This window comes from Micromonospora sp. IBHARD004 (assembly GCF_052814115.1).
The window spans coordinates 2448763-2472355 of sequence record NZ_CP199934.1 but is presented as its reverse complement, the minus strand read 5'-3'; the positions used below and the strand labels follow the sequence as shown (position 1 = coordinate 2472355).

The window sequence follows — 23593 nt, the reverse complement described above, 5'->3', positions numbered from 1 at the left end:
CCGAAGCGGCCCTGACCTGTTGAAACGGCCGGACCGGCCGACACCGGGGGCGCTGCCCCGTGCATGATCGAACGTCCGCGTCACGCTCCGGATAGGCTGCGGTCATGCCAGGCACGGTCAGGCGGGTCCCCACGCCATCAGCCCCGGTCCCGGGAGCTCCTGTGGACCCGGGCGCCAGCAGCTCCGGCGCGGCGGCCGCCGTGCTCGCCCATCCGTGGGCCGGCACGTCGCTCGGCGCGCCCGAGCGGTGGGACCCGGCGGTACGCGCCGTGGTCGATCTGGTCCTCGCCTCGCCCGTCCCGATGGCCCTGCTCTACGGCGACGACCTGGTGCTGCTCTACAACGACGGGTACGCCGAGCTGATCGGCGCCCGGCACCCGGCGGCGCTCGGGCGGCCGGCCGCGGCGGTCTTCGCGGACGTCTGGCACGAGCCGGGCGCCGGGGAGGTGCTCGAACGCGCGTACCGGCACGGCGAGTCCTTCCTCGAGCGGGAGGCGGTGCTGCCGGCCGACCGGCACCTGGTCGGCGGCGAGCCGGCGGTCTTCACCCGGGGCCACTCCCCCGTACGCGACAGCACCGGCCGGATCATCGGCGTGCTCACCGTCGCGGCGCAGACCACCCAGCTCACCCAGCAGTTGCAGAGCCTGAGCGACTTCGCCGCGGCCCTCTCCGGCACCCTCACCCTCGACGACGTCGCCCGCGTCACCCTCCGGTACGCCATCAACTCGTTCGACGCCGACCGGGTCGCCTTCGCCGTCGACGAGGGCGGCAGCTGGCGGATGGTCCGGCGGATCCGCGGCGAGCTGCTCGACGAGGCCGACGAGCGGCTGCCGCCGCTGTGGCGGCGCGCCCCGGCCGACTCGCCCGGCCCGGTCGTGGTGACCGCCCGCAGCGGGGTGCCCTTCTACGTCAGCGACGGCCAGCCGCTGCGGGAGACCGCGGTCGACCGGCACGACCAGAAGATCCGGGCGTTGGCCGCCCTGCCGCTGCGCTCCTCGGTGGTCCGGGGCACGCTGGCGGTCGGCTACCAGATCCCGCACATCTGGTCCGCGGCGGAGCGGGCGCTGCTCGTCGCCTCGGCCGAGCTGGTCGGTCAGGCGGCCGAACGGGCCCGCCGGTTCGAGACCCAGCACGGCACCGCCCAGCTGCTGCAGCGCAGCATGCTCCCGGAGCAGCTGCCCGACCTGCCCCGGCTGCGCATCGCCGCCCGATACGCCCCGGGGGTCGACGGCAACGCCGCCGGCGGCGACTTCTACGATGCCTTCGTGCTGCCCACCGGGGCGCTGGGCGTGGTCCTCGGCGACGTGGCCGGCCACGACGTGCAGGCGGCCGCGCGGATGGGGCAGGTGCGGGCGGCCCTGCGGGCGCTCGCCCTCAGCGATCCCCGTCCCGACGCGGTGCTCGGCGGGCTGGACCGGCTGGTCTCCAGCCTGGGCGCCGAGGCCGGGACGCAGGAACTCTTCGTCACCGTGGTCTTCGGGGTCGTCGAGGCGGACCGGGAGCGGATCACGCTGGCCAGCGCGGGCCATCCCGCACCGCTGATCCGGCGTTGCTCGGAGAGGGACGAACCCGTCGCCGAGTACGTCGACGTGCCGCCCGGCGCCCCGCTGGGCCTCGGCTGCCGGCCCCGTACGGTCACCGTGCCGTTCCGCCCCGGCGACACCCTGCTGCTGTTCAGCGACGGGGTGGTCGAGCGGCGCTGGCAGGACCTGACCGCCGGGCTGGTCGGGCTGGCCGCCGCGGTGACCGCCGCCAGCAGCGGCGACCCCCGGGCGCTCTGCGCGGCGGCGACCGGCGCCGTGCCGGGGGCCACCGAGGACGACGTCGCTGTGCTGGCGGTGGAGCACGCGGTCAAGCCGAGCCGGTCGGCCAGCATGGAGGTGCCGGCCGAGCCGACCGCGCCGAGCCGGGTGCGGCACTGGATGACCGCGCAGCTCACCGAGTGGCGGGTGCCGGAGGCCGTGATCGGCGCGGCGGTGCTCTGCACCAGCGAGCTGACCACCAACGCGTTGCTGCACGCCGGCACCGCCGCCCGGGTGGAGATCGACCTGAGCGCCGAACGGCTGCTGGTGTCGGTCGCCGACTCGGGCACCCGCGGCACGGTGACCCGGGCGCAGACCGACACGCTGAGCAGCCGGGGGCGGGGTCTGGGCCTGATCGAGGAGCTGAGCGACGCCTGGGGCACCGACCCGACGGTGCGCGGCTCGACGGTCTGGTTCGAGATCCTCATCCCCTCCTGACGACTCGCGCGTCAACGCGAGCCCGGCCGGGTAGGAGGGGAGCCATGCCTACCGACAACCGCTGCGGCGTCCTCCTCGACGTCGACGGCACCCTCGTCGACACCACCTACCTGCACACCGTGAGCTGGTGGGAGGCGCTGTGCCAGGCCGATCACCGGGTCCCCATGGCGCTGATCCACCGGTCGATCGGCATGGGCTCCGACAAGCTCCTCGACCACCTGCTGAGTCCGGAGCGCGACCGGGGCGACGACGGCAAGCTGCGGGACGCCCACGACAGCTTCTTCGGCGAGTACTGGGACCGGCTCACCCCGCTGCCCGGGGCCGCCGACCTGCTCCGGGCCTGCGCCGCCCGGGGGCTGCGGGTGGTGCTGGCGACGTCGGCGGCCGAGCACGAGGTGGCCGCGCTGCGGGCCGCGCTGGACGCCGACGACGCCATCGACACGGTCACCTCCTCCGCGGACGCGCAGGAGAGCAAGCCGGCGCCGGACATCCTGGTCGCCGCGCTGGAGCAGTCCGGGCTCACGGCGGAGCGGGTGGTCTTCGTCGGCGACTCGGTCTGGGACGTCGCGGCGGCCGGCAAGCTGAACATCCCCTGCATCGGCCTGACCTGCGGTGGCACCAGCCGGGGCGAGTTGGCCGGCGCGGGGGCGGCGGCGGTCTACGACGACCCGGCCGCGCTCCTCGACGGCCTCGCCGACAGCGCCATCGCCGCCCTGGTCTGACCCGCCGGCGCCGTCGCGCGCCCTCCGTGTGGGCGAGGTCCGGGTGACCGGTCCCACCGGGGCAAGCCGGACACCAAGGCTTAGCGGGCGCAGGTACGGGGCACTGGTCATCACCTGCCCGCACCGCGGGCGGCGGGAAGGGTGGTGCGGTGGAACCGGTGGACGTGGCGTTCGCGCTGGTGGGTGTGGGCGCACTGCTGGCAGGGATCCTGCCGCGCGTGCTGGAGCGGCGCCCGCTCTCCATGCCGATCGCCTTCCTCGGCCTGGGCATGCTGGTCTTCCTGCTCCCGACCGGGATGCCCACCCCGGACCCGCTGCGCTGGCCGGAACTCACCACGCATCTCACCGAGATCGGGGTGATCGTGGCGCTGATGGGCGCCGGCCTGAAGATCGACCGGCCGCTGAGCTGGGCCCGCTGGTCGTCGACCTGGCGGCTGCTGGCCATCGCGATGCCGCTCTGCATCGCCGCGGTGGCGCTGCTGGGCTGGTGGTGGGCCGGCCTGGTGCCGGCGGCGGCGCTGCTGCTGGGCGCGGCGCTCGCCCCCACCGACCCGGTGCTCGCCGCCGACGTGCAGGTGGGTGAGCCGACCGACGTGGAGGACTCCGAGGACGAGGTGCGCTTCGCGCTGACCTCGGAGGCGGGGCTGAACGACGGCCTGGCCTTCCCGTTCGTGTACGCGGCCATCGCGATCGCCACCACCAGCCTGGCCCCGGCGGACTGGCTGGCGCACTGGTTCACCGTCGACGTGCTCTACAAGCTCGCCGTCGGCGTGGGGGGTGGCCTGCTCGTCGGCTGGCTGCTCGGCAAGCTCTTCTTCCGGGCCCCGAGCGAGCTGCGGCTGGCCCGGCACGCCGAGGGCTTCCTCGCGCTGGCCGCCACCTTCCTGGCGTACGGGCTGGTGGAGGTGGTCGGCGGGTACGGCTTCCTGGCGGTCTTCGTGGCGGCCCGGGCGATCCGGGCCGCGGAGCGGACCCACGAGTTCCACTCGGTGCTGCACGACTTCGCCGAGCAGATCGAGCGGCTGCTCACCGTCATGCTGCTGCTGCTCTTCGGCGGCGCGGTGATCGGCGGTCTGCTCGCCCCGCTGACCTGGCCGGCGGCGCTGGTGGGGCTGGCGCTGGTCCTCGTGGTCCGGCCGCTGGCCGGCTGGCTGTCGCTGCGCGGGGCACCGGGCCGGCCGGCCGAGCACTGGGTGATCTCGTTCTTCGGCATCCGGGGCGTCGGCTCGTTCTACTACCTGGCGTACGCCACCAGCAAGACGGACTTCCCGCAGGCCGAGCTGATCTGGGCCACGGTCGGCCTGGTGGTGATCGTCTCGGTGGTGGTGCACGGGATCGCGGCCACCCCGGTCATGCAGCTGCTCGACCGGGCCGGCGAGCGGACGCAGGAGCACCCGGAGCGGGGGCCCGCGGAGGAGCCCGCCCTGGGCGGTGCCCGGAGCTGACCGGGGGCGGCCGAGGGCCGGCGCCGGTCGGCCGCGCCGGGCGCGGGGGCCGAGCGGCCGAGGGCGGGCGCCGCTCAGCCGCGCGGGCCGCGCAGCCGGTCGACCAGCGCCCGGCCGAGGTCCCGGCCGGAGAGCCAGGCGCTCTGCACCCGGGGCTTGCCGAACGCGTCGCCGGCGATGCCGATCCCGTCGTCGTCGAGGTGGTACGTCCCGTTCGCGGCGGTGGCGGGCTTCGCGTACGTCCAGCAGTGCACGTGCACCAGCTCGGCCGGTTCCGGGAGGCCGAGCAGGTCCCGGACCGCCAGCTCGATGGCGGGGCCGGCGGCGGTGGGCTGCAACAGGTGGCTCGAGGCGAACTCGGGGGTGGTGTGGGCGACCAGCACCGGCGCGCCGTCGCCCCGCCGGTCCCCGTCGTCGCAGATCAGGCTGAGCACGGGATGCCCGTTGACGAAGGCGCCCCGGAGGTCGGACCAGCGGCGCGCCGGGAAGCGCAGCACCGCGCTCAGTGCCGGGGACCAGCGCTGGCCGGTGACCGCGCGGGTCGCCGCGCCGAGCGCGGGATCGAGCAGCAGGGCCGCCTGGGGACCCGGCATGGCCAGCGCGACCGCCGCGCAGTCCTGGCCGTCGACCCGCGGCCCCGGCTCGACCGTCAGCACCAACCGGTCGTGGACCACGGGCAGATCCCGGGCGAGGTGCTCGACGAGCGAGCGCAGCCCGCGCGGGGCGGACCAGCGCGTCGGGCCCGCCAGCTCCCGCCGGCCCTCCGGCCCGTACGCGACCAGGGTGTCGGTCCACTCCCGGGCCAGCCCGTCGGCCCGCCACCCCTCGGCCACCTCGGCGAAGTCGGGGTGGTCGACGGTGAAGTAGGCGGCGCCGAGGTCGGCGGGGCGGCCGTCGAAGCGCTTGCTGGCCATCCGACCGCCGGTCACCCGGGCCCGCTCCCGGACCTGCACCGGGATGCCGGCCCGGACCAGCTCGGCGGCGCAGGCCACGCCGGCGATGCCCGCGCCGACCACCACCACGCCCGCCCGGTCCACCGTCACCCGGTGATCGTATTCGGGCCCGGGCGCGGGCGGTGAATCAGCGCGGGGGCAGGCGGTGCAACTCGACCTGGTCGAGCCGCCCCGCCGCCACCCGCGCGCTCAGCCAGGTCGCATACGGCTGGGCCCGCCGATCGGTGGGCGAACCGGGGTTGAGCAGCCGCAATCCGCCCGGGGCGACGGTGTCCCACGGGATGTGGGAGTGCCCGAAGACCAGCAGGTCGCAGTCGGGGAAGCGGGCCGCGCAGCGTTCCTCCCGTCGGGTCTTCGGCCCGGTCTCGTGCACCACCGCCACCCGCAGCCCGTCGAGCTCCTCCCGGGCCACCTCGGGCAGCCGGGCCCGCACCTCCGGGCCATCGTTGTTGCCGTAAACGGCGACCAGCCGGCGGGCCCGCGCCGCCAGCGCGTCCAGCAGCGAGACGTCCACCCAGTCCCCCGCGTGCAGCACCACGTCGGCGGCGTCGATGGCGGCCCAGAGCGGCGGCGGCAGGTCCCGCGCCCGCTTCGGTACGTGGGTGTCGGCCGTCATCACCAGCTGCATCCCCCCGACCCTCCCCGCCTCCGCCCGATCTGTCGCGCGGCGGGCGGGCTGCGGGCGCCGGTCGCCTGACGGGCTCAGGCGCCCTGGCCCTGGTTCTGCATCAGGCCGCCGTCCATGAAGTACGTCGAGCCGGTCACGTACTCGGCGTCGTCGCTGGCCAGGAAGACCGCCAGCTTGGCGATCTCCTGCGGCTGCGCGGCCCGCTTCCACGGGATGCTCTGCACCTGTTCCTCCAGGTACTGCGGGTCGTCGATGGCCCGCTGGTTGAACGGGGTGAGCACCATGCCGGGACCGATGTTGTTGACGTTCATGTGCATCGGCGCCACCTCCAGGGCCAGGCTCTTGGCCAGTTCCAGCATGCCGCCCTTGCTGGAGTCGTAGTCGGCGCCGCCGGCCCGGGCCACCTCCTGGTGGATGGAGGTGATGTTGATGATCTTCCCCTGGCCGCCCTGGTCGCGCCGGTGCTGCACGAACCGGCGGCAGCAGAAGAACATCCCGTAGAGGTTGGTGCGGATGCACCGGTCCCACGTCTCGGTGTCCAGGTCCGCCACGGGAATGCCGGAGGCGTCGACACCCGCGTCGTTCATCAGCACGTCCAGGGTGTCGAACTCGGCGAGCGCCTCGTCGAACATCGCCTTCACCTGGTGCTCCACGCTGATGTCGCCCTGCACCACCACGGCCCGGCGGCCGGCCTTCTCGATCTCGGCCTTGGTGTGGTTCGCCCCGGCGTGGTCGTGCAGGTAGTGCACCACCACGTCGGCACCCTCGCGGCCGAACTCGATGGCGGTGGCCTGGCCGATGCCCGAGTCCGAGCCGGTGATCAGGGCGGTCTTGCCCGCCAGTCGTCCGGTCATCTGCGTGCTCCTCACGTGGTCACCATGCCGGTCGGCAGGGCCTCTCGCTCGGCAAAGCCGCCGAGCCGCTTGGCGGCCGCGGTGATCCAACCCGCGGCGTGGATCAGGCCGATGTGCGAGAAGGCCTGTGGGAAGTTGCCCAGGTGCTCGCCGGTGGTCTGGTCGATCTGCTCGGCGTAGAGCCCCAGGTCGTTGACCCGGGCGGCGAGCTGGTCGAAGAGCCGCCGCGCCCGGTCCAGCTCGCCGGCCCCGGCGAGGCAGCTGACCAGCCAGAACGAGCAGATCACGAAGCCCGCGGGGTCGTCGTCCCAGCGCCGCAGCAGGCCGTCCCGGCAGAGCCGGCGCTCGACCACGTCCATCGTGGACCGCATCCGGGGGTCGTCGGCCGGCAGGAAGCCGACCAGCGGCATGATCAGCACCGAGGCGTCGAGGTTGTCCGAGTCGAAGGCCCCGGTGTACGCGCCGAGTCGCTCGTTCCAGCCGCGGGTCAGCACCGTCTCCCGGATCTCGTCCCGGGCCGCCGCCCAGCGGGCAACGTCGGCCGGCTCGCCGAGCCGGGTTCCGAAGCGCACCGCCCGGTCCAGCGCGGTCCAGCAATGCACCTTGGACGATACGTAGTGCCGCTCGGCGTCGCGGGCCTCCCACATCCCGGCGTCCGGCCGGCGCCAGTCGACCACCGCCCGATCGGCCAGGGCGTGCAGCAGGTGGTGTACTTCGGGCGTCATCGGGTCGAGGTAGTGCCGCATCAGCCAGGCGGCGTCGAGGATCTCGCCGAGCACGTCGGTCTGCCGCTGCCGCCACGCGTCGTTGCCGATGAAGACCGGACGACTGTCGGCGTACCCGGACAGGTGGTCCAACCGGTGTTCGGTGAGGTCCCGCTCGCCGTGGACGCCGTACATGATCGGCACCGGCTCGTCGCCGATCCGGCCCATGGCCCGGGACACCCAGGCGAACTGCCGGTTCGCCTCGTCTGGGCAGGCGGCCAGCCAGAGCGCCTGGAGGGTGAGGCTGAAGTCGCGTACCCAGACGAACCGGTAGTCGTAGTTGCGGTCGCCGCCCAGCTCTTCTGGCAGCGACGTGGTGGCCGCCGCCACGATCGCCCCGCTGGGCTGGTAGGTCATGCCCTGCACCACGATCGCGCTGCGCCACACCTGGTCCCGGTACTCGCCCCGGTACTGGTCCCGATGCAGGTCGGCCCAGGACCGCCACCCGGCGACCGCGTCGGCCACCACCCGGTCGGCATCCGGCAGGGCCGGCGGACGCCCCCCGTAGGTGTCGGCGTGGCCGAGAGTGAAGTGGTGGCGAATGCCGGCGCGGGCGGTGAACCGCCCGGTGGCCTCGCCGTCGCCGAGGTCCAGCGGAACGTTGGTGCGCAGGCTCAACCGGCAGGTGCCGGCGGTGGCGTCGAACTGCCCGTCGGATTCGGTGAGGTACGCGCAGACCCGCCCGTACTCGAAGCGGGGCTGGTACTGCACCCGCATCGGGACCTCGCCGGTCAGTCCCTCGACCAGCCGGGCGAGAACGCGGGGTGAGCGCAGGCCGATCTCGTGGCCGCGCGCGCCGGGTTCCAGCGCCAAGGCGTCGGTCACCGCCACCGAACCGGTCCGGGTGGTGAAGACGGTACGCAGCACCAGCGTGTCGTCCAGATAGGACCGTTCGCTGGTGAAGTCCTCCTCCGGGCGGATGGTCCAGTGCCCCGCCCGGTCGTCGAGCAGCCGGCCGAATACGGAGGGCCCGTCGAAGCGCGGCGGGCACCACCAGTTCACCGAACCGGCCAGGTCGACCAGCGCCGCACTGCAGCCGTCCGCCAGAAAGCCGTGCTCCCCTATCCGTCCGCTCTCCACGCCGGTGTCTACCCGGGTGCACCGGCGGCATTCCGCGCGGCCGGCATTCGACCTGCGCCGAGCGGATGTCCCACCGGCCGGCACCCTCCGGCGGGCATCCGACGCCGGCGGCGCGTTACCGCCCGACGGCGGTGGGAACCCGGGCGGTTGACGAAGGAGGATGCTCATGACCAGACCCTCGACTCCGACCGCGGCCTGGCAACCCGGCATGCCGGGCGGCGACAACCTCCCGTCCGGTCCGGCTGGCCGGCCGGCGGCGCCCAGCGGGGACGGACACGGACCAAAGCCGGGTACGCCGACCGTGACGATCGGCTCGTACCCGGACTATCCGTCCGCCCAGCGGGTGGTGGACTACCTGGCCGACAACCGGTTCCCGGTGGAACGCAGCGCGATCGTCGGCACCAACCTGACCCTGGTGGAGACGGTGATGGGCCGGATGACCACGGGCCGGGCCGCCCTGGTGGGCGCCGGCACCGGCGCGTGGTTCGGGCTCTTCATCGGGTTGCTGTTCGGCATCTTCACCGCCGGCAACTGGGTGGCGGTGATCCTGGTCGGGCTGGTGATCGGCGCGATCTGGGGCGCCGTCTTCGGCGCGGTGGCGCACGCGATGACCGGCGGGCAGCGGGACTTCACCTCGGCCAGTTCGCTGCGGGCCGGCCAGTACGCGGTGACCGTGGACGCCGACGTGGCCGAGCAGGCACGGCAACTGCTGGGTCGGATGCACCTGACGCCGACGGGCGCGACCGCCCGTTGACCGCTCCGACCGACGCCCCGGCGCAGGCACGCCGGGGCGTCAGTCGTGGTACGCCAGCTCCCCGGCCCGGATCGGCACGTCCACCCGGTTCTCCGGCGGGGCGAGCGGGCAGGCCCACCGGTCGTCGTACGCGCAGCTGGGGTTGTAGAGGTAGTTGGCGTCGAGCCGGACCCGCTCGCCCGGCAGCACGGTCAGCCCCCGACCGAAGGTGCCCTTGACGGTGTCGGTCAGGTACCGGCCACCGCCGTACGCCTCCGTGCCGCAGGTCCCGTCGCGCAGCGGCACGAACAGCCCACCGCCGTACGCCTCGATCCACCACAGGGTCAGCGGCCCCCACGGGGTCTCCGCGATCGCGACCCGCCGGTAGCGCACCACCCCGTCCGGCCCGCCGGTGTCGATGCTCTCGGTGCCCGAGGCGGGGCGCAGCGGCGCCTCCACCACCGCGTCCGGGTTCGGCGGGTGGTAGCGCAGCCCGGTGAAGCCGGGCCGGTCCTCGACCGGCAGCGGGCTCTGCGGGTGGCTACGGAACAGCTCGTCCCGTTGCGCCCGGAAGCCGGCCAGGTCGAGGTCGGAGAGGTGGAGCCGGGCGATTCGCTCCCGCCAGTCGAGCAGTTCGAGATCGTCCATGACCCGAGCCTAGCCAGCGGCGCGGTCAGATGTCGGTGGCCAGCCGGGCGTGCAGGTGCTCGTCGTAGCGCCGGCCGTCGCCGTAGCGGTAGGACTCCCGCAGGGTGCCCTCGGCGGGGTAGCCGGCCCGCTCGGCGACCCGGCAGGAGGCCGGGTTGGCGACCGCGTGGCACAGCTCGATCCGGTGCAGCCGGAGCTGGGCGAACGCCCAGGTGGTGAGCGCGGTGACGGCCGCGGAGGCGACGCCCCGGCCGCGGGCCCCGGCGACGGTCCAGTACCCGATCGAGGCGTCGCCGGCGTGGATCCGGTGCAGCGACACCGAGCCGAGCAGTGCTCCGCCGTCCGGCCCGGTCACCGCCAGGGAGACGTGGTCGCCGGCGGACCAGTCGGCGCGTCGGCGGACCCACTCGCGCGCCCCGGGCAGGTCGGTGCCGCCGGGCGACGGATTCCACTGGGCGACGGCCGGCTCGCGCAGCGCGGCGAGGACGGCCGGAACGTCCCCCTCCCGCCAGGGGCGCAGCAGGAGGCCGGGGGCGGTCAGCTCGACATGGTCCACGGCCGGGAGTCTCGCACGGCCCGGGAAGCAGGTGCTCCCCGGTTATCCCCCAGGCCCGACCTTTCAAATTGCAATCACCCCCTTCAGACGGGGCTTTCACCCTCAGGACGAACACCCCGCGGAGGGGCTTGTTTAAATTTGAAAGAGTGCTACTCTCGTACCCGTGACCGAGAGCCTGAACCCGGAGCGGATGGCCTGCTGGCGCGCCTACATCGAGTCGAGCCAGCGGTTGTTCACCCAGCTCGAGGAGGACCTGCGCACGGACAGCGAGCTGAGCTTCGCCGACTACCACGTGCTGGTCCTGCTCTCCGAGGCGCCGGGGCAGCGACTGCGGATGGGCGAGCTGGCGAGCCGGCTGGTCTTCTCGCCCAGCCGGCTGACGTACCAGATCTCGTCGATGCAGAAGCGCGGTCTGGTCGCCAAGGAGTCCTGCCCGGAGGACCGACGGGGCAGCGAGGCGGTGCTCACCGCCGCCGGGCTGTTCGTCCTCCGCGACGCCGCGCCGCACCACCTGGCGTCGGTGCGCACCCACCTCATGGACGACCTCGACGACGCCGAGGTCGCCTGCCTCACCCGGGTCTTCGAGCGGCTCGGTCGGCGCCTGCGCGCCGCCCGCGACGCGTCGTCCACCCCGGCCGACAACTAAGGAGCCCGCGATGCCCGCCATCACCGTCGACGACGTCCTCGTCCTGCCCCGCCTGCCGCGGCTCGACGAGTCCACCACCTTCCGGCCGGTCCGCCGGCTCACCACCGCGCCGAGCGGCTTCGAGGGTGAGGGCTTCCCGGTCCGCCGGGCCTTCGCCGGGGTGCCGCTGACCGAGCTGGACCCGTTCATCCACCTCGACCAGATGGGCGAGGTGGACTACGCGCCGGGCGAGCCGAAGGGCACCCCGTGGCACCCGCACCGCGGCTTCGAGACGGTGACCTACATGATCGACGGGATCATGGACCACCAGGACTCGCAGGGTGGCGGCGGCACCATCACCGACGGCGACACCCAGTGGATGACGGCCGGCAGCGGCCTGCTGCACATCGAGGCGCCGCCGGAGCACCTGGTGACCAGCGGCGGCCTCTTCCACGGCCTCCAGCTCTGGGTCAACCTGCCCCGGGTGGCCAAGATGAACCCGCCGCGCTACCAGGACATCCGCGGCAAGGAGTCGGCGCTGCTCACCACCCCGGACGGCGGCGCGCTGATCCGGGTGATCGCCGGCGAGGTCGCCGGGCACCGCGGGCCGGGCTCCACCCACACCCCGATCACCATCACCCACGTGACGGTGCAGCCGGGAGCGGAGTTGAGCCTGCCCTGGCGGTCCGACTTCAACGCGCTGGTCTACGTGCTGGCCGGCCGCGGCACGGTGGGCACCGACCGGCGGCCGATCCACACCGGGCAGCTCGCGGTGCACGGCCCGGGCGACGCGCTGCGGGTGACCGCGGACGCGAAGCAGGACGGCAACACCCCGGCCCTGGAGCTCTACATCATGGGCGGCCAGCCGATCCGGGAGCCGGTGGCGCACTACGGGCCGTTCGTGATGAACACCCGGGACGAGCTGATGCAGGCCTTTGAGGACTTCCAGGCCGGCAAGCTCGGCGTGATCCCCGCGAAGCGCCTGCCGCACACCGGCGGCCAGGGCCCGCGTCCCTGATCGACCCGTACGAGATGGGCGTCCCGGTTCCTCCGGGGCGCCCATCGGCGGTTCAGGGGCGCCGGCGGTCAGGACACGGCGAAGATGCCGGCCACCCCGAGGATCACCATGAGCAGGACCGCCACCACCGCACCGCGTTCGCTCTCGACCGCCGGCTCGCGGTACTCGGTCACGGGGTTCGTCATCTCGGCGGACATGCTGGGGCCTCCTGGGTTGTCGCGTCTGAGGGGTGCGGCGGCCACCACGAGGGCTCCGACCTGCGGTCGGCGTGCGCACCCGCCGTGGGGGTCCTACCGTGAGGACGTTGTCGACCTCGGGAGGCTGGAACGTGGCGATGCGGAACTGGTTCCTCACCGCGCAGGAACGTGCCAACCCGGGATCTGAAATACCCGTCTGGACGACGGGAAACCTCGCCGAGCCGTTGATCCACGGCGCGGCGTACTTCGACCGCCTGGTCAGCGAGGTGGAGGCGCTGAGGGCCGGCGACCATCTCTTCTTCACCGACTGGCGGGGCGACCCGGATGAGCGGATGCGCCTGGACGGCCCGACCGTGGTGCAGCTCTTCGCGCAGGCCGCCCAGCGCGGCGTGGTGGTCAAGGGGCTGATCTGGCGGTCCCACCTCGACGTGCTCTCCTACAGCGAGGCGGAGAACCGCGACCTCAGCGAGGCGGTCTGCGCGGCCGGCGGCGAGGTGCTGCTGGACCAGCGGGTCCGGCGCGGCGGCTCGCACCACCAGAAGCTCGTGGTGCTGCGCCACCCGGACGCCCCGGAGCGGGACGTCGCCTTCGCCGGCGGGATCGACCTCTGCCACAGCCGGCGGGACGACGCCGAGCACCGGGGTGACCCGCAGCCCGTCGGCATGTCCCCGAGGTACGGCGACCACCCGCCGTGGCACGACGTCCAGCTCGCGGTCCGCGGCCCGGTGGTCGGCGCGCTCGACACGACGTTCCGCGAGCGGTGGACCGACCCGATGCCGCTGGACTCGGAGAACCCGCTGGCCTACCTGCGGGACCGGCTGCGCGGCTCCGACCTGAGCCCCGACCCGCTGCCCGACCAGCCGCCCGATCCCCCGGCGTGCGGCCCGCACCAGATCCAGGTGCTGCGCACCTACCCGGCGGTACGACCCCGGTACTCGTTCGCCCCGGACGGCGAGCGGACGGTGGCCCGCGGCTACACCAAGGCGCTGCGCCGGGCCCGGCGACTGATCTACCTGGAGGACCAGTACCTCTGGTCGACCGAGGTGGCGGACCTCTTCGCGAACGCGCTGCGGGACCAGCCCGACCTGCACCTGGTCGCCGTCGTGCCGCGTCACCCGGACGTGGACGGCCGGCTCGCGCTGCCGCCGAACATGGTGGGCCGGGAGCAGGCGCTCTCGCTGTGCGAGAAGGCGGCCCCGGACCGGGTGCACGTCTTCGACGTGGAGAACCACGAGGGCACCCCGGTCTACGTGCACGCCAAGGTCTGCGTGGTCGACGACGTCTGGGCCAGCGTCGGCAGCGACAACTTCAACCGCCGCTCCTGGACGCACGACAGCGAGCTCTCCTGCGCGGTGCTGGACGACACCCGGGACGAGCGGGCGCCCACGGACCCGGCCGGCCTCGGCGACGGCGCCCGGGTCTTCGCCCGGGACCTGCGGCTGCGGCTGTGGCGGGAGCACCTGGACCGGGACCCGGACGGTGGCCAGGACCACGACCTGCTGGACCCGGCCGCCGCCGTGCCGGCGATCACCGGGGCGGCGGACGCGCTGCAACGCTGGCACGACGGGGGCCGGGTGGGTCCCCGCCCGCCGGGCCGGCTGCGCCCGCACCGGCCGGAGCGGCTGCCCTGGTACACCCGCTTCTGGGCGCTGCCCGCGTACCGGCTGGTCTACGACCCGGACGGCAGGCCGCTGCGGGCCCGGCGCGCCGGCACCTGGTGAGCCGGCTCGGCGGCCGGCGGCTCGTCGAGCGCGTTCGGCGCGGACGGGTAGGCGAACGACACCCGTGGGGAGTAGTAGCCCCAGCAGATGGTGAGCGGGTTCGCCGGGCGTAGCGGGTAGACCGGGTGCTCGGTGGCGAGGAAGTCCACCCACTCGATCTCGAACGGGGTCACGGGCTCGGCCACGTACGGGTAGTCGGCGCTGGTCAGCTCCCCGTCCCGTCCGGTCAGGTAGCGGTGGTGGCCGCTGCGCACGACGTGTCCGGTGTGGCCGACCCGGGCCACGGTCCGGATGATGGGCCGCCCGTCGGCGCGGGTCTCCGCCGTGAGCTGGTCGCCCCGCACGTCGATGGTGGTCTGCCCGGCCTGGGCCGGGGCGCCCCGGGCGGCGGCGTATTCGCGGACCCGGGGGCTGGAGGCGAAGTGGTGGCTCCACCACCCGCCCGGAGTGTCGCCGTCCGGCGGGTCCATCCCGACCAGCGAGATCCCCAGGTAGGTCAGCGAGTAGGCCCCGAAGCCGGAGGTCTGGCAGTCGTCGTCCACCACGTACTGGCAGAGGAAGACCTGCCGGTCCGGGCGGGGCAGCAGCCCGGCCGGGAGGATCGCCGCGACCGCGTCGGGGTCCGCCGGCTGCCAGCTGAAGATCAGCACCCGGGCGTTGACGACGAGTTGCGGAGCGGCGGGATCGAGCACGGTGCCTCCGTAGACGTGTACACAGGGACGCTACGGGCGGTCCCGCGGACGGGACAACGACGGATAGTCGACAATGCGAACCGTTTGTCGGTTTCTTCGTTGACGGTCGGCGGGGCCGGTGGGCCGAGCGGTCAGCCGCCCGGGGGCGTCCGTCGACGCCGGGTCGGGCGGGCGGCCCGGTAACCGTGATCACAAAGTCGGGGCGTTATGTCTGTTGCAGGGCTTTTATGTCCTAAAATTACTTAAGTACATCGTACTTTCGGCTAGATTTCCCGGAGCCGATCAGGTTAAGGTGACTCCCGAACGGGCCAATTGAAGCTAAACCAAAGCGTCACGTCTTTTATCCGCGGACGAGGTGCAGGGAGGACCACCCATGACCGCGCCAACGATCAGCGAGCAGGCGACCACACCGCCGTCCACCACTGAGAAGCTCGACCCGCGCGCCCTCACCGACAGCGCCGCGGATCTGCTCAACGCGATGGCCGCGCTGCCCGCCAACCACCCGTCGCGCGCCGCGATGCGGGACAAGGCGATCGAGGCCTGGCTGCCGCTCGCCAACCACCTCGCCCACCGTTACAGCGGTCGCGGCGAGCCCACCGACGACCTGGCGCAGACCGCCGCCGTCGGCCTGATCAAGGCGATCGACAAGTTCGACCCCTCCCGCGGCGTCGACTTCGCCGGTTACGCCATCCCGACCATCATCGGCGAGCTCAAGCGGCACTTCCGCGACCGCACCTGGGACATCCGCGTGCCGCGTCGCCTCCAGGAGCTGCGGCTGGCCATTTCCGACGCCAACAGCACGCTGCTGCAGACCCTCGGCCGCTCGCCGACGGTCGCCGACATCGCCGCCCACCTCAAGCTGACCGAGGAAGAGGTCCTGGAGGGCCTGGAGGGTGCCCGCGCCTACAACGCGGTGTCGCTGTCCACCCCGACCGGCGACGGCGACCGGGCCACCGAGCTGGGCGACATGCTCGGCGGTGAGGACGGCGAGTTCGAGCTGGCCGAGCTGCGGGTCGCCCTGGGCCCGGCGCTCGCCACCCTGGACGAGCGCGAACAGAAGATCCTCACGCTGCGCTTCTACGGCAACCTGACCCAGTCGCAGATCGCCGAGCAGATCGGCGTCTCGCAGATGCACGTGTCCCGGCTGCTGGCCCGGGCGCTGACGAAGCTGCGCGGGCAGCTCGACGGAACGTACTAGGGGGTGGGGACGTTGGCCGGGTCGGCGGACCCGGCCAACGTCGCGTCCACAGGCCCGGTCGGCGGTTCGCCGGCCGGGCCTTTCCGTACGCTCAGCGCAGCACCAGCAGGTCCATCGTGTCCACCACCGGCGCGTCCGGCGTCCGCCCCGCCGCCGCGCGCATCCGCCGCACGCCCCGCGCGTAGTCGGCGTCGTCGAGCAGCAGCAGCGGGGTGTGCGCCGACCGGCGCAGCCGATCGGCGGCCTCCCGCAGCGACGCGGCGCTGACCTGCGGCACCGGCTCCAGCGCCACCGGCGCGAAGCCGACCCCGTCGAACGCCGCGCAGACCTCCGCCACCGAGGGGTAGCTCTCGACCACCCGCAGCGCCTCGGCGAACCACCGGAACAGGCTGATCCCGCCGCCCCGACCGGCGAAGACCGAGCGGATCAGCACCGGCGCGCCGCGCCGCAGCGTCCGGCGCAGCTCGGCGGCGACCGCCGACAGGTCCGGCAGGTGGTGGATCACCGTGGAGAGCCACGCGCCGTCCAGGCTGGCCGCCGCGAGCGGCAGGGCCTCCGCGCCGCCACCGACCATCCCCGGGTACCCGGAGCGGGCCCGCATGGCGGCCGACGGCTCGACCGCCACCACGTCGACGTCGTACCAGGCGTGGAAGGCGGTCGCCCAGGTGCCGGTGCCGGCCCCGAGGTCGAGCACCCGGGCGCCGGCGGTGGTCGGCAGGTGCCGCGCCACGGCCGCCCGCCAGCTCGCCAGGCCGTCGGGGGCCAGGTGCCGGGCGGCCGCGAAGGCGGCGGCGCTGCGATCGTCGTACGCGATACGGGCCATACCGTCAGCCAACGCGGTGCCGCGCACGCCGGTCAATATGAGAAGGCCGACAGCGACCCCCGGTCGCCAGTGGACACCGGGGGTCGCCGCGCGTCGGTCAGCCGCGCGGGTCGCGCCACATCGGGTGGAACGCCGACCCGTCGGGCAGCCGGAACGGCTCGGCGGCCTGGTAGCCGTGCCGGGCGTACAGGTCGCGGCTGCGCTCGCTGCTCGCCTCCAGGTACCCGCGCACGCCCTCGGCGTCGAGCACGGCGTGGTGGTGCCGCAGCAGCGCGCTGCCCAGCCCGCTCCCCTGCCGCTGCGGAGCCACCGCCAGGAACGCCAGGTGGTGGTGGTCGGCGTGCGGGTGGTTCGCCTCGAAGAGCTCGTCGAGGTGCTGGAACCGGGGCGTCCACTCGCCGCAGGCGGCGGCGAGGCGGGCGTCGTAGTCGGCCGGCGGCGGGGCCGGCTCGCCGGCCTGCGGGAACCAGACCGCGACCGCCGACCGGTCGGCGGTGCCGTGCACGATCCCGTGCCGCATCGCGTGGTCGACCAGGATCTCGAAGTTGTCGGCGAGCACCGCCTCCCGCTTCGACTCGTCCGGCACCAGCCAGCGGGTGACGTCGAGGTGGTGGAACGCTCCGGCGATCCGCTCGGCGACCGCCCGGGTCTCCGCCGGCCCCAGCCGCTCGATCGGCACCTCGGTCACCGGGCCGCCTCCGCGCCGGCGGGCGCCGGGTCGCCGGCGGCCGGCGGCACGTCGGCGGCCGGCGGCACGTCGGCGACCGCGCTGTCCGCGCCGAGCCCGATCCGGGCGTACACGTCAGGCCGGCGCCCGCGCAGCACCAGCCCCCAGAGCAGCCCGAGCAGCCCCGCGACCGGGTAGACCGCCGGGATCGCCCAGCGCAGCGGCGAGTCCGGGGCGACGCCGAGCAGGATGGCGAAGTTGTCCACCGCGACCACGATGATGGCGGTGAGGGCGATCGCGGCGAGGCCGGGCGCGATGGCCCGCCGCCACAGCGTCTCCGCCGTGCCCGTCCGGGCGAAGAAGGCGATCACCGCGACCGAGGTGGTGGCGATCAGCAGCAGCACGCCGAACCCGCCGCCGGTGCCGCCCCAGAAGAACAGCTGCACCAGCGGGTCCCAGCCGGCGACCGCGTAGAGCACGATCACGACCAGCCCGAGGACGCTCTGCGCCAGCGAGGCGACCCGCGGCGCGCCGGTGAGCGGCGAGGTCTGCCCGAACAGCGCCGGCAGCACCCGCTCCCGGCCGAGCGCGAAGGCGTACCGGGCGGTGGTGTTGTGGAACGAGATCATCGCCGCCAGCAGCGAGGTGAGGAAGAGCGCCTGGCCGATCGTCACCGCGGTGTCGCCGAGGTGCGCGCCGGCGAGGCTGAAGATGAGCCCCGTGCTCTGCTCGCGGGACTCGTCGACGATCCGGTCCGGCCCGGTGGCGACGGTCATCGTCCAGGCCGAGAGGGCGTACAGCGTGGCGATGATGGCCACCGACAGGTAGGTGGCCATCGGCACGGTCCGCTTCGGGTCCCTGCTCTCCTCGCTGAACACCACCGCGGACTCGAAGCCGGTGAAGCCGGTGGTGGCCAGCACCAGGATCGCGCCGACGCCCGGCACCAGCAGGTTGTCCGGCGACAGGGTGGCGAAGCTGACCGAGCCGCCGGCCGGGTGGGTGAGCTGCGCGAGGTCGAAGACGAGGATGACCAGGATCTCGGCGACCAGCAGCACGGCCAGCACCATGCCGTTGATGTCCACCCGGAGCACGCCCAGCACGGCGACCAGCGCCCAGGCGACCAGGGCCACCACCCACCAGGCGGGCGAGCCGCCGAAGAGCTGCTGGAGCACCGGCTCGGCCGCGGCGCCGATCGCGCCGTAGAGCCCCACCTGGAGCGCGTTGTACGCGATCAGCGCGATCCACGCCGCGCCCACGCCGGCCGGCCGGCCGAGCCCGCGGGCGATGTACGCGTAGAAGGCGCCGGCGTTGGTCAGCCGGCGGGCCATCGCCACGTAGCCGACCGAGAAGAGCGCGAGCACCACCGCGACCACCAGGAACGCCAGCGGGATGCCGGTGACGCCGGTGACCGCGTACCCGGTGGTGACCACCCCGGCCACCACGGTCAGCGGGGCGGCGGCGGAGAGGACGAAGAAGATGACCGACGGAATGCCGAGCCGGCCGCGGGCCAGGGCCTCGGAGACGTTGCTGGGACGGTCGACGGTGGCTGCAGGGGGCATGGGGGGTGCTCCGGTTCGAGGGAGGGATGAGGGGTCGGTGGGTCAGGGGGTGCCGCGCAGCACCGCGGCCCCGACGGCGGCCTCGGTCTGCCCGACCAGTTCCTTCAGCGGCGCCGGCAGCGCCGGGACGAGCACGCCCAGCCGTTGGTGGGCCAGCGGGCCGGCGCTCCACAGCACCTCGCGGGTCAGCCCGGTGGCGGCGACCAGACCGAGCAGCAGGGCGTCCGGCACGGAGGGGGGTTCGGGGCGCTCCAGCAGGGTCCGCAGCCGGGTCGCCGGCCAGGCCGCGGTGTTGAGGTCGACCGGCACGTAGCTCAGGTTGGTCCGCAGCAGCCGGCGGCTCTCCTGCCGGCGCAGCACGCCGGCGCGGGCCAGCCGCTCGCCGACCGAGGCCACGGCGGTCTGCGCCAGGAAGCTGAGCCAGGTGCGGACCGCCTGGTGCCGGGGCTCCCCGAGCAGCTGGTCGAGCACGGTGTGCGCGAGCGCGTCGGCCGGCGGCCGGCGGTCGAGCACGGTGACCAGTCCACCGGAGACGGTGATCCGTCCGAAGAGGACCAGCTCGCCGAGCAGGCCGGCGGCGAGCCCCAGCCCGGTCGCCGTGGGGTGCAGCCTGGCCTTGCCCCGGCTGTCGTTGTGGGCGATCAGGAAGAACTCGTCAGCGATGAGCAAACGAGCCTCCCGGCTGTCCACAAACGATCGACACCGGACAGAGGATGCACCCTGCACTCCTGCAATGCAACTCCCGAATTCAGCGGTTGCACTCCGTACCGGCACGACCTGCGGATCTTGTCGTGACAGACTCGGAGGGTGACCGCCAGTCCCACCGTTCGCCGCCGCCGCATCGCCCGGGAACTCCGCCAACTACGCGAACGCGCAGGGATGACCCTCGATGTGGCCGCCCGCCAGCTCGACATGTCCAAGAGCAACCTCTCCCGGATCGAGAACGCGCAGATCGGCATCAAGCCCCGGGACGTCCGCGCCGCGCTCGCGCTCTACCAGGTGACCGGCGCCGACGCCGAGGCGCTGATCGAGATCGCCCGGGGGGCGCAGCAGCGCGGCTGGTGGCAGAACTACAGCGACGTCCTGCCGGAGTGGTTCGAGTTCTATGTCGGGCTGGAGGCCGAGGCAGCCACCCTGCGGACGTACGAGGCCGAGTCGGTGCCGGGGCTGCTGCAGACCGAGGCGTACGCCCGGGAGATCTACCGGATCACCGCGGGCGAGGACGGCATCGAGCGCAAGGTCGCCGCCCGCCTGCACCGGCAGAACGTGCTGCACCGCGAGTCGCCGGTCCGGCTCTCCGTGGTGCTCAACGAGGCGGTGCTGCTGCGCGCCGTCGGCGGGCCGGCCGTGATGGCCGCTCAGCTCGGCCACATGGCGAAACTCGCTCAGTTACCGAACGTATCCATTCACGTACTTCCATTCAGTGCTGGCGGGCACCCGGCGATGAGTACCCCGTACGTCATCCTCGGCTTCGCCGACGCCGCCGACGCCACCGTGGTTTACCTGGACAACCTCACCATGGGGCTGGCTCTGGAGGACGTCGCGCAGGTGCACGGGTATAGCCTGCTGCATGAGGAGCTGTGCCGGATGGCACTGGATCCGGTGGCGTCGTTGCTCCGGCTGGAGCAGGCTTCTCGTAACTTTGCGTGACCGCTCGGCGGCACGCCGACGGAAGACGAGAGGTACGGGGATGACTGCGCTCGACCTGTCCCGGGCGGACTGGCGCACCAGCACGCGCAGCAGTGGCAACGGCAACTGCGTGGAGGTCGCCGCGGTGGGCGGTCGGATCGCCGTGCGGGACAGCAAGGACCGCGGCGGCCCGGCGCTGGTCTTCCCGCCGACGGCCTGGGCGGCCTTCGTCACCGGCGTGGACGGGGTGCGCCCGGCCTGAGCACCGGGTGCGAGAGTGGGACCGTGCTCTCCGACGTACCCCTCGACCTGCCGGTCCGGCCGGTGCTCCCGACGCTGGTCGAGGCGCTGCGGGCGACCGGCGACGCGGTGCTGGTGGCGCCGCCGGGCACCGGCAAGACCACCCTCGCCCCGCTCGCGGTGGCCGACGAGGTCGCCGGCCGGGTGCTGATCGCGCAGCCCCGCCGGGTCGCCGCCCGGGCCGCCGCCCGCCGGATGGCCGGCCTGCTCGGCGAGCGGGTGGGCGAGCGGATCGGGTACGCGGTCCGGGGCGAGCGCCGGGTCGGACCGGCGACCCGGGTCGAGGTGGTCACCACCGGCCTGCTGCTCCGCCGCCTGCACCGCGACCCGGAGCTGCCCGGGGTCGACGCGGTGCTGCTCGACGAGTGTCACGAGCGGCAGCTCGACGCCGACCTGGCCCTGGCCTTCGCGGTGGAGTCCCGCGGCACGCTCCGCCCCGACCTGTGGCTGCTGGCGATGTCGGCCACCCCGCAGGCGGACCGGTTCGCCGCGCTGCTCGGCGCCGACGGGCGGCCCGCGCCGGTCGTCCGGGCGGAGGCCGCGCTGCACCCGGTCACCCGGATCTGGGCGCCGCCGCCCCGACCGGTGGCCGCGCCGGGCGCGGGCCGGGTCGACCCGGCGCTGCTCGACCACGTGGCGGCCACCGTCCGGCGGGCACTGCGCGAGCGGGACGGGGACGTCCTGGTGTTCCTGCCCGGCGCCGGCGAGATCGCCGCGGTCACCGGCCGGCTGGCCGACCTGCGGGACCGGATCGCCCTGCTGCCGCTGCACGGCCGGCTGCCCGGGGCGGCCCAGGACGCGGCGCTGCGCCCTGCCGACCGGCGGCGGGTGGTGCTGGCCACCGCGGTGGCGGAGAGCAGCCTGACCGTGCCCGGGGTCCGGGTGGTGGTGGACGCCGGGCTGAGCCGGGTGGCCCGCACCGACCTGGCCCGCGGGCTCGGCGCGCTGGTGACCGTCCCGGTGTCCCGGGCGGCGGCCACCCAGCGGGCCGGCCGGGCCGGGCGGGAGGCCCCGGGCGCGGTCTACCGGTGCTGGTCGGAGGCGACGCACGCCCGGCTGGCGCCGCAGCCGGCGCCGGAGATCGCCACCGCCGACCTGACCGGCTTCGCGCTGGAGCTGGCCGCCTGGGGCGACCCGGACGGCGCCGGGCTGGCCCTGCCCGATCCCCCGCCGCCGGCCGCGATGACGGTCGCCCGGGAGACCCTCACCGCCCTCGGGGCGGTCGACGCGGACGGCCGGATCACCGCCCGGGGTCGGGTCATCGCGTCGGTCGGGGCGCATCCCCGGCTGGCCCGGGCGCTGCTCGACGGGGCGGACCGGGTGGGCCCGGACCGCGCCGCCGAGGTGGTCGCGCTGCTCGCCGAGGAGACCGTCGCCGGGCCGGGCGACGACCTGACGGCCGCCTGGCGCCGGCTGCGCACGAACGTGGACCCGGCCGCCACCGCCCGCTGGCGGGCCGAGGTGCGCCGGCTCCGGGCCGCCCTGCCCGCCGGCACGCCCGCCGACCGCCCGGAGGACGGGGGCGGTGCGCGGGCCGCCGCCGCGCGGGGGGACCGCCTCCCCGACGACCTGGCCGCCGGGCTGGTGGTGGGTCTGGCGTACCCGGAACGGCTGGCCCGGGCGCGGCGGGTCGGCGGTTCGGCGTACCTGATGGCGGGCGGCACCGCGGCGGAGCTGGCGGCGGGGTCGGGGCTGGCCGGGTCGGCGTGGCTCGCGGTGGCCGTCGCCGACCGCTCTCCCGGCGCCCCGGCGGCCCGGGTGCGGCTCGCCGCGCCGGTGGACGAGGCGACCGCGCGGGAGGCGGGCGCCGCGCTGCTGCGGTCGGAGCGTGAGGTGGGCTGGTCCGGTGGGGATGTGGTGGCCCGGGAGGTGGTCCGGCTCGGCGCGGTCGAGCTGGTCGATCGGCCGCTGGCCGCGCCGGGGCCCGAGCTGGTCGCCGCGGCGGTGCTGACCGGCCTGCGCCAGGGCGGGCTGGGGCTGCTGACCTGGACCCCGGCGGCGACCGCGCTGCGCGAGCGGCTGGCGTTCTGCCGGCAGGCGCTCGGCGACGAGTGGCCGGACGTGGGCGACGCCGCGCTGCTGGCCGAGGCGCCGCGCTGGCTCGGTCCGGAGCTGGCCCGGGCCCGCCGCCGGGCCGACCTCGCCCGGATCGACGTGGCGTCGGCGCTGCGCCGGCTGCTGGACTGGCGCCAGGCGGCCCGGCTGGATGAGCTGGCCCCGGAGCGGCTGGCCGTGCCGAGCGGCTCCCGGGTCCGGGTGGACTACGCCGACCCGGCCGCGCCGGTGCTCGCGGTGAAGCTCCAGGAGACCTTCGGCTGGCGGGACGCGCCGCGGATCGCCGACGGCCGGGTGCCGGTGCTGCTGCACCTGCTCTCCCCCGCCGGCCGGCCGGTCGCGGTCACCGCCGACCTGCCGTCCTTCTGGCGGTCCGGCTACCCGCAGGTCCGGGCGGAGCTGAGGGGTCGCTACCCGCGGCACCCGTGGCCGGAGGACCCGACCACCGCGGAGCCCACCCGGCGGGCGGCGCCCCGGCGGCGCTGA

The 23593-nt window shown here is 74.6% G+C and carries 22 protein-coding genes; 11 read left to right on the top strand and 11 right to left on the bottom strand.

The genetic code is table 11. The annotated features are described in order from the left end of the window. Nucleotides 1–104 precede the first annotated feature (104 nt). From ACTWO6_RS11990 to ACTWO6_RS11980, 3 genes are all read left to right on the top strand, one after another. Nucleotides 105–2240 carry an ATP-binding SpoIIE family protein phosphatase gene (locus tag ACTWO6_RS11990; RefSeq protein WP_446219700.1) on the top strand — a complete coding sequence of 712 codons (2136 nt, stop codon included), beginning with the start codon at nucleotides 105–107 and terminating at the stop codon, nucleotides 2238–2240. A 44-nt stretch (nucleotides 2241–2284) separates the two neighbouring features. Continuing rightward, entirely contained in the window at nucleotides 2285–2962 is a 678-nt protein-coding gene (locus ACTWO6_RS11985; protein ID WP_446219699.1) for an HAD family hydrolase, read from the top strand. A gap of 149 nt (nucleotides 2963–3111) precedes the next feature. Then, nucleotides 3112–4407, top strand: coding sequence for a cation:proton antiporter domain-containing protein (locus ACTWO6_RS11980; protein ID WP_446219698.1), 1296 nt, complete (start codon nucleotides 3112–3114; stop codon nucleotides 4405–4407). A gap of 74 nt (nucleotides 4408–4481) precedes the next feature. Here the strand turns inward: ACTWO6_RS11980 and ACTWO6_RS11975 are convergent, their stop codons facing one another. From ACTWO6_RS11975 to ACTWO6_RS11960, 4 genes are all read right to left on the bottom strand, one after another. After that, a complete protein-coding gene (locus ACTWO6_RS11975) occupies nucleotides 4482–5429 on the bottom strand; it encodes an NAD(P)/FAD-dependent oxidoreductase (protein ID WP_446220636.1) in 948 nt (315 codons plus the stop codon). A gap of 58 nt (nucleotides 5430–5487) precedes the next feature. After that, on the bottom strand, nucleotides 5488–5988 hold the full coding sequence (locus ACTWO6_RS11970; protein WP_446219697.1) for a metallophosphoesterase family protein: 501 nt from the start codon (nucleotides 5986–5988) through the stop codon (nucleotides 5488–5490). A 74-nt stretch (nucleotides 5989–6062) separates the two neighbouring features. Further along, nucleotides 6063–6842, bottom strand: coding sequence for an SDR family oxidoreductase (locus ACTWO6_RS11965; protein WP_446219696.1), 780 nt, complete (start codon nucleotides 6840–6842; stop codon nucleotides 6063–6065). 11 nt (nucleotides 6843–6853) lie between these two features. After that, nucleotides 6854–8686, bottom strand: coding sequence for a glycoside hydrolase family 15 protein (locus ACTWO6_RS11960; protein ID WP_446219695.1), 1833 nt, complete (start codon nucleotides 8684–8686; stop codon nucleotides 6854–6856). Between the two features lie 166 nt (nucleotides 8687–8852). Between ACTWO6_RS11960 and ACTWO6_RS11955 the strand changes: the two genes are divergently transcribed. Beyond that, nucleotides 8853–9440 carry a general stress protein gene (locus tag ACTWO6_RS11955; RefSeq protein WP_446219694.1) on the top strand — a complete coding sequence of 196 codons (588 nt, stop codon included), beginning with the start codon at nucleotides 8853–8855 and terminating at the stop codon, nucleotides 9438–9440. A 39-nt stretch (nucleotides 9441–9479) separates the two neighbouring features. On the opposite strand, the gene ACTWO6_RS11950 is transcribed toward ACTWO6_RS11955, so the two are convergent. Beyond that, a complete protein-coding gene (locus tag ACTWO6_RS11950) occupies nucleotides 9480–10067 on the bottom strand; it encodes a DUF1684 domain-containing protein (protein ID WP_446219693.1) in 588 nt (195 codons plus the stop codon). Nucleotides 10068–10092: 25 nt separating this feature from the next. Then, a complete protein-coding gene (locus ACTWO6_RS11945; RefSeq protein ID WP_446219692.1) occupies nucleotides 10093–10623 on the bottom strand; it encodes a GNAT family N-acetyltransferase in 531 nt (176 codons plus the stop codon). A 163-nt stretch (nucleotides 10624–10786) separates the two neighbouring features. Between ACTWO6_RS11945 and ACTWO6_RS11940 the strand changes: the two genes are divergently transcribed. The 3 genes from ACTWO6_RS11940 to ACTWO6_RS11930 all read left to right on the top strand — a co-directional run bounded on the left by ACTWO6_RS11940 (nucleotide 10787) and on the right by ACTWO6_RS11930 (nucleotide 14184). Next, a complete protein-coding gene (locus ACTWO6_RS11940) occupies nucleotides 10787–11269 on the top strand; it encodes a MarR family winged helix-turn-helix transcriptional regulator (protein WP_446219691.1) in 483 nt (160 codons plus the stop codon). Between the two features lie 10 nt (nucleotides 11270–11279). Beyond that, entirely contained in the window at nucleotides 11280–12266 is a 987-nt protein-coding gene (locus tag ACTWO6_RS11935; RefSeq protein WP_446219690.1) for a pirin family protein, read from the top strand. Between the two features lie 328 nt (nucleotides 12267–12594). Continuing rightward, a complete protein-coding gene (locus ACTWO6_RS11930; RefSeq protein WP_446220635.1) occupies nucleotides 12595–14184 on the top strand; it encodes a phospholipase D-like domain-containing protein in 1590 nt (529 codons plus the stop codon). Here the strand turns inward: ACTWO6_RS11930 and ACTWO6_RS11925 are convergent. Next, nucleotides 14133–14876 (bottom strand): hypothetical protein, encoded by a 744-nt coding sequence (locus ACTWO6_RS11925; protein WP_446219689.1) that lies wholly within the window; start codon nucleotides 14874–14876, stop codon nucleotides 14133–14135. The genes ACTWO6_RS11930 and ACTWO6_RS11925 overlap by 52 nt on opposite strands. A 373-nt stretch (nucleotides 14877–15249) precedes the next feature. On the opposite strand from ACTWO6_RS11925, the gene ACTWO6_RS11920 reads away from it, so the two are divergent. Beyond that, nucleotides 15250–16074, top strand: a complete 825-nt coding sequence (locus ACTWO6_RS11920; RefSeq protein WP_446219688.1) for a SigB/SigF/SigG family RNA polymerase sigma factor — start codon at nucleotides 15250–15252, stop codon at nucleotides 16072–16074. Nucleotides 16075–16165: 91 nt separating this feature from the next. Here ACTWO6_RS11920 and ACTWO6_RS11915 read toward each other — a convergent pair whose 3' ends face one another. The 4 genes from ACTWO6_RS11915 to ACTWO6_RS11900 all read right to left on the bottom strand — a co-directional run bounded on the left by ACTWO6_RS11915 (nucleotide 16166) and on the right by ACTWO6_RS11900 (nucleotide 19792). After that, nucleotides 16166–16897 carry a class I SAM-dependent methyltransferase gene (locus tag ACTWO6_RS11915; protein WP_446219687.1) on the bottom strand — a complete coding sequence of 244 codons (732 nt, stop codon included), beginning with the start codon at nucleotides 16895–16897 and terminating at the stop codon, nucleotides 16166–16168. Nucleotides 16898–16994: 97 nt separating this feature from the next. After that, a complete protein-coding gene (locus ACTWO6_RS11910) occupies nucleotides 16995–17585 on the bottom strand; it encodes a GNAT family N-acetyltransferase (protein WP_446219686.1) in 591 nt (196 codons plus the stop codon). Continuing rightward, nucleotides 17582–19123: an APC family permease gene (locus tag ACTWO6_RS11905; protein WP_446219685.1), complete on the bottom strand. Its 1542-nt coding sequence runs from the start codon at nucleotides 19121–19123 to the stop codon at nucleotides 17582–17584. The genes ACTWO6_RS11910 and ACTWO6_RS11905 overlap by 4 nt, the downstream gene beginning before the upstream one ends. 42 nt (nucleotides 19124–19165) lie before the next feature. Next, the gene (locus ACTWO6_RS11900; RefSeq protein ID WP_446219684.1) at nucleotides 19166–19792 is read right to left on the bottom strand and encodes a GOLPH3/VPS74 family protein; all 627 of its coding nucleotides are present in this window, start codon (nucleotides 19790–19792) and stop codon (nucleotides 19166–19168) included. Nucleotides 19793–19930: 138 nt separating this feature from the next. Here ACTWO6_RS11900 and ACTWO6_RS11895 point away from each other — a divergent pair, with 138 nt between their 5' ends. Genes ACTWO6_RS11895 through hrpB form a run of 3 tightly spaced genes read left to right on the top strand, consistent with a single transcriptional unit; the run spans nucleotide 19931 to nucleotide 23593 of the window. Then, on the top strand, nucleotides 19931–20773 hold the full coding sequence (locus ACTWO6_RS11895) for a helix-turn-helix domain-containing protein (RefSeq protein ID WP_446219683.1): 843 nt from the start codon (nucleotides 19931–19933) through the stop codon (nucleotides 20771–20773). 40 nt (nucleotides 20774–20813) lie between these two features. Continuing rightward, a complete protein-coding gene (locus tag ACTWO6_RS11890) occupies nucleotides 20814–21014 on the top strand; it encodes a DUF397 domain-containing protein (RefSeq protein WP_089015226.1) in 201 nt (66 codons plus the stop codon). Nucleotides 21015–21037: 23 nt separating this feature from the next. Further along, on the top strand, nucleotides 21038–23593 hold the full coding sequence (hrpB, locus tag ACTWO6_RS11885; protein WP_446219682.1) for an ATP-dependent helicase HrpB: 2556 nt from the start codon (nucleotides 21038–21040) through the stop codon (nucleotides 23591–23593).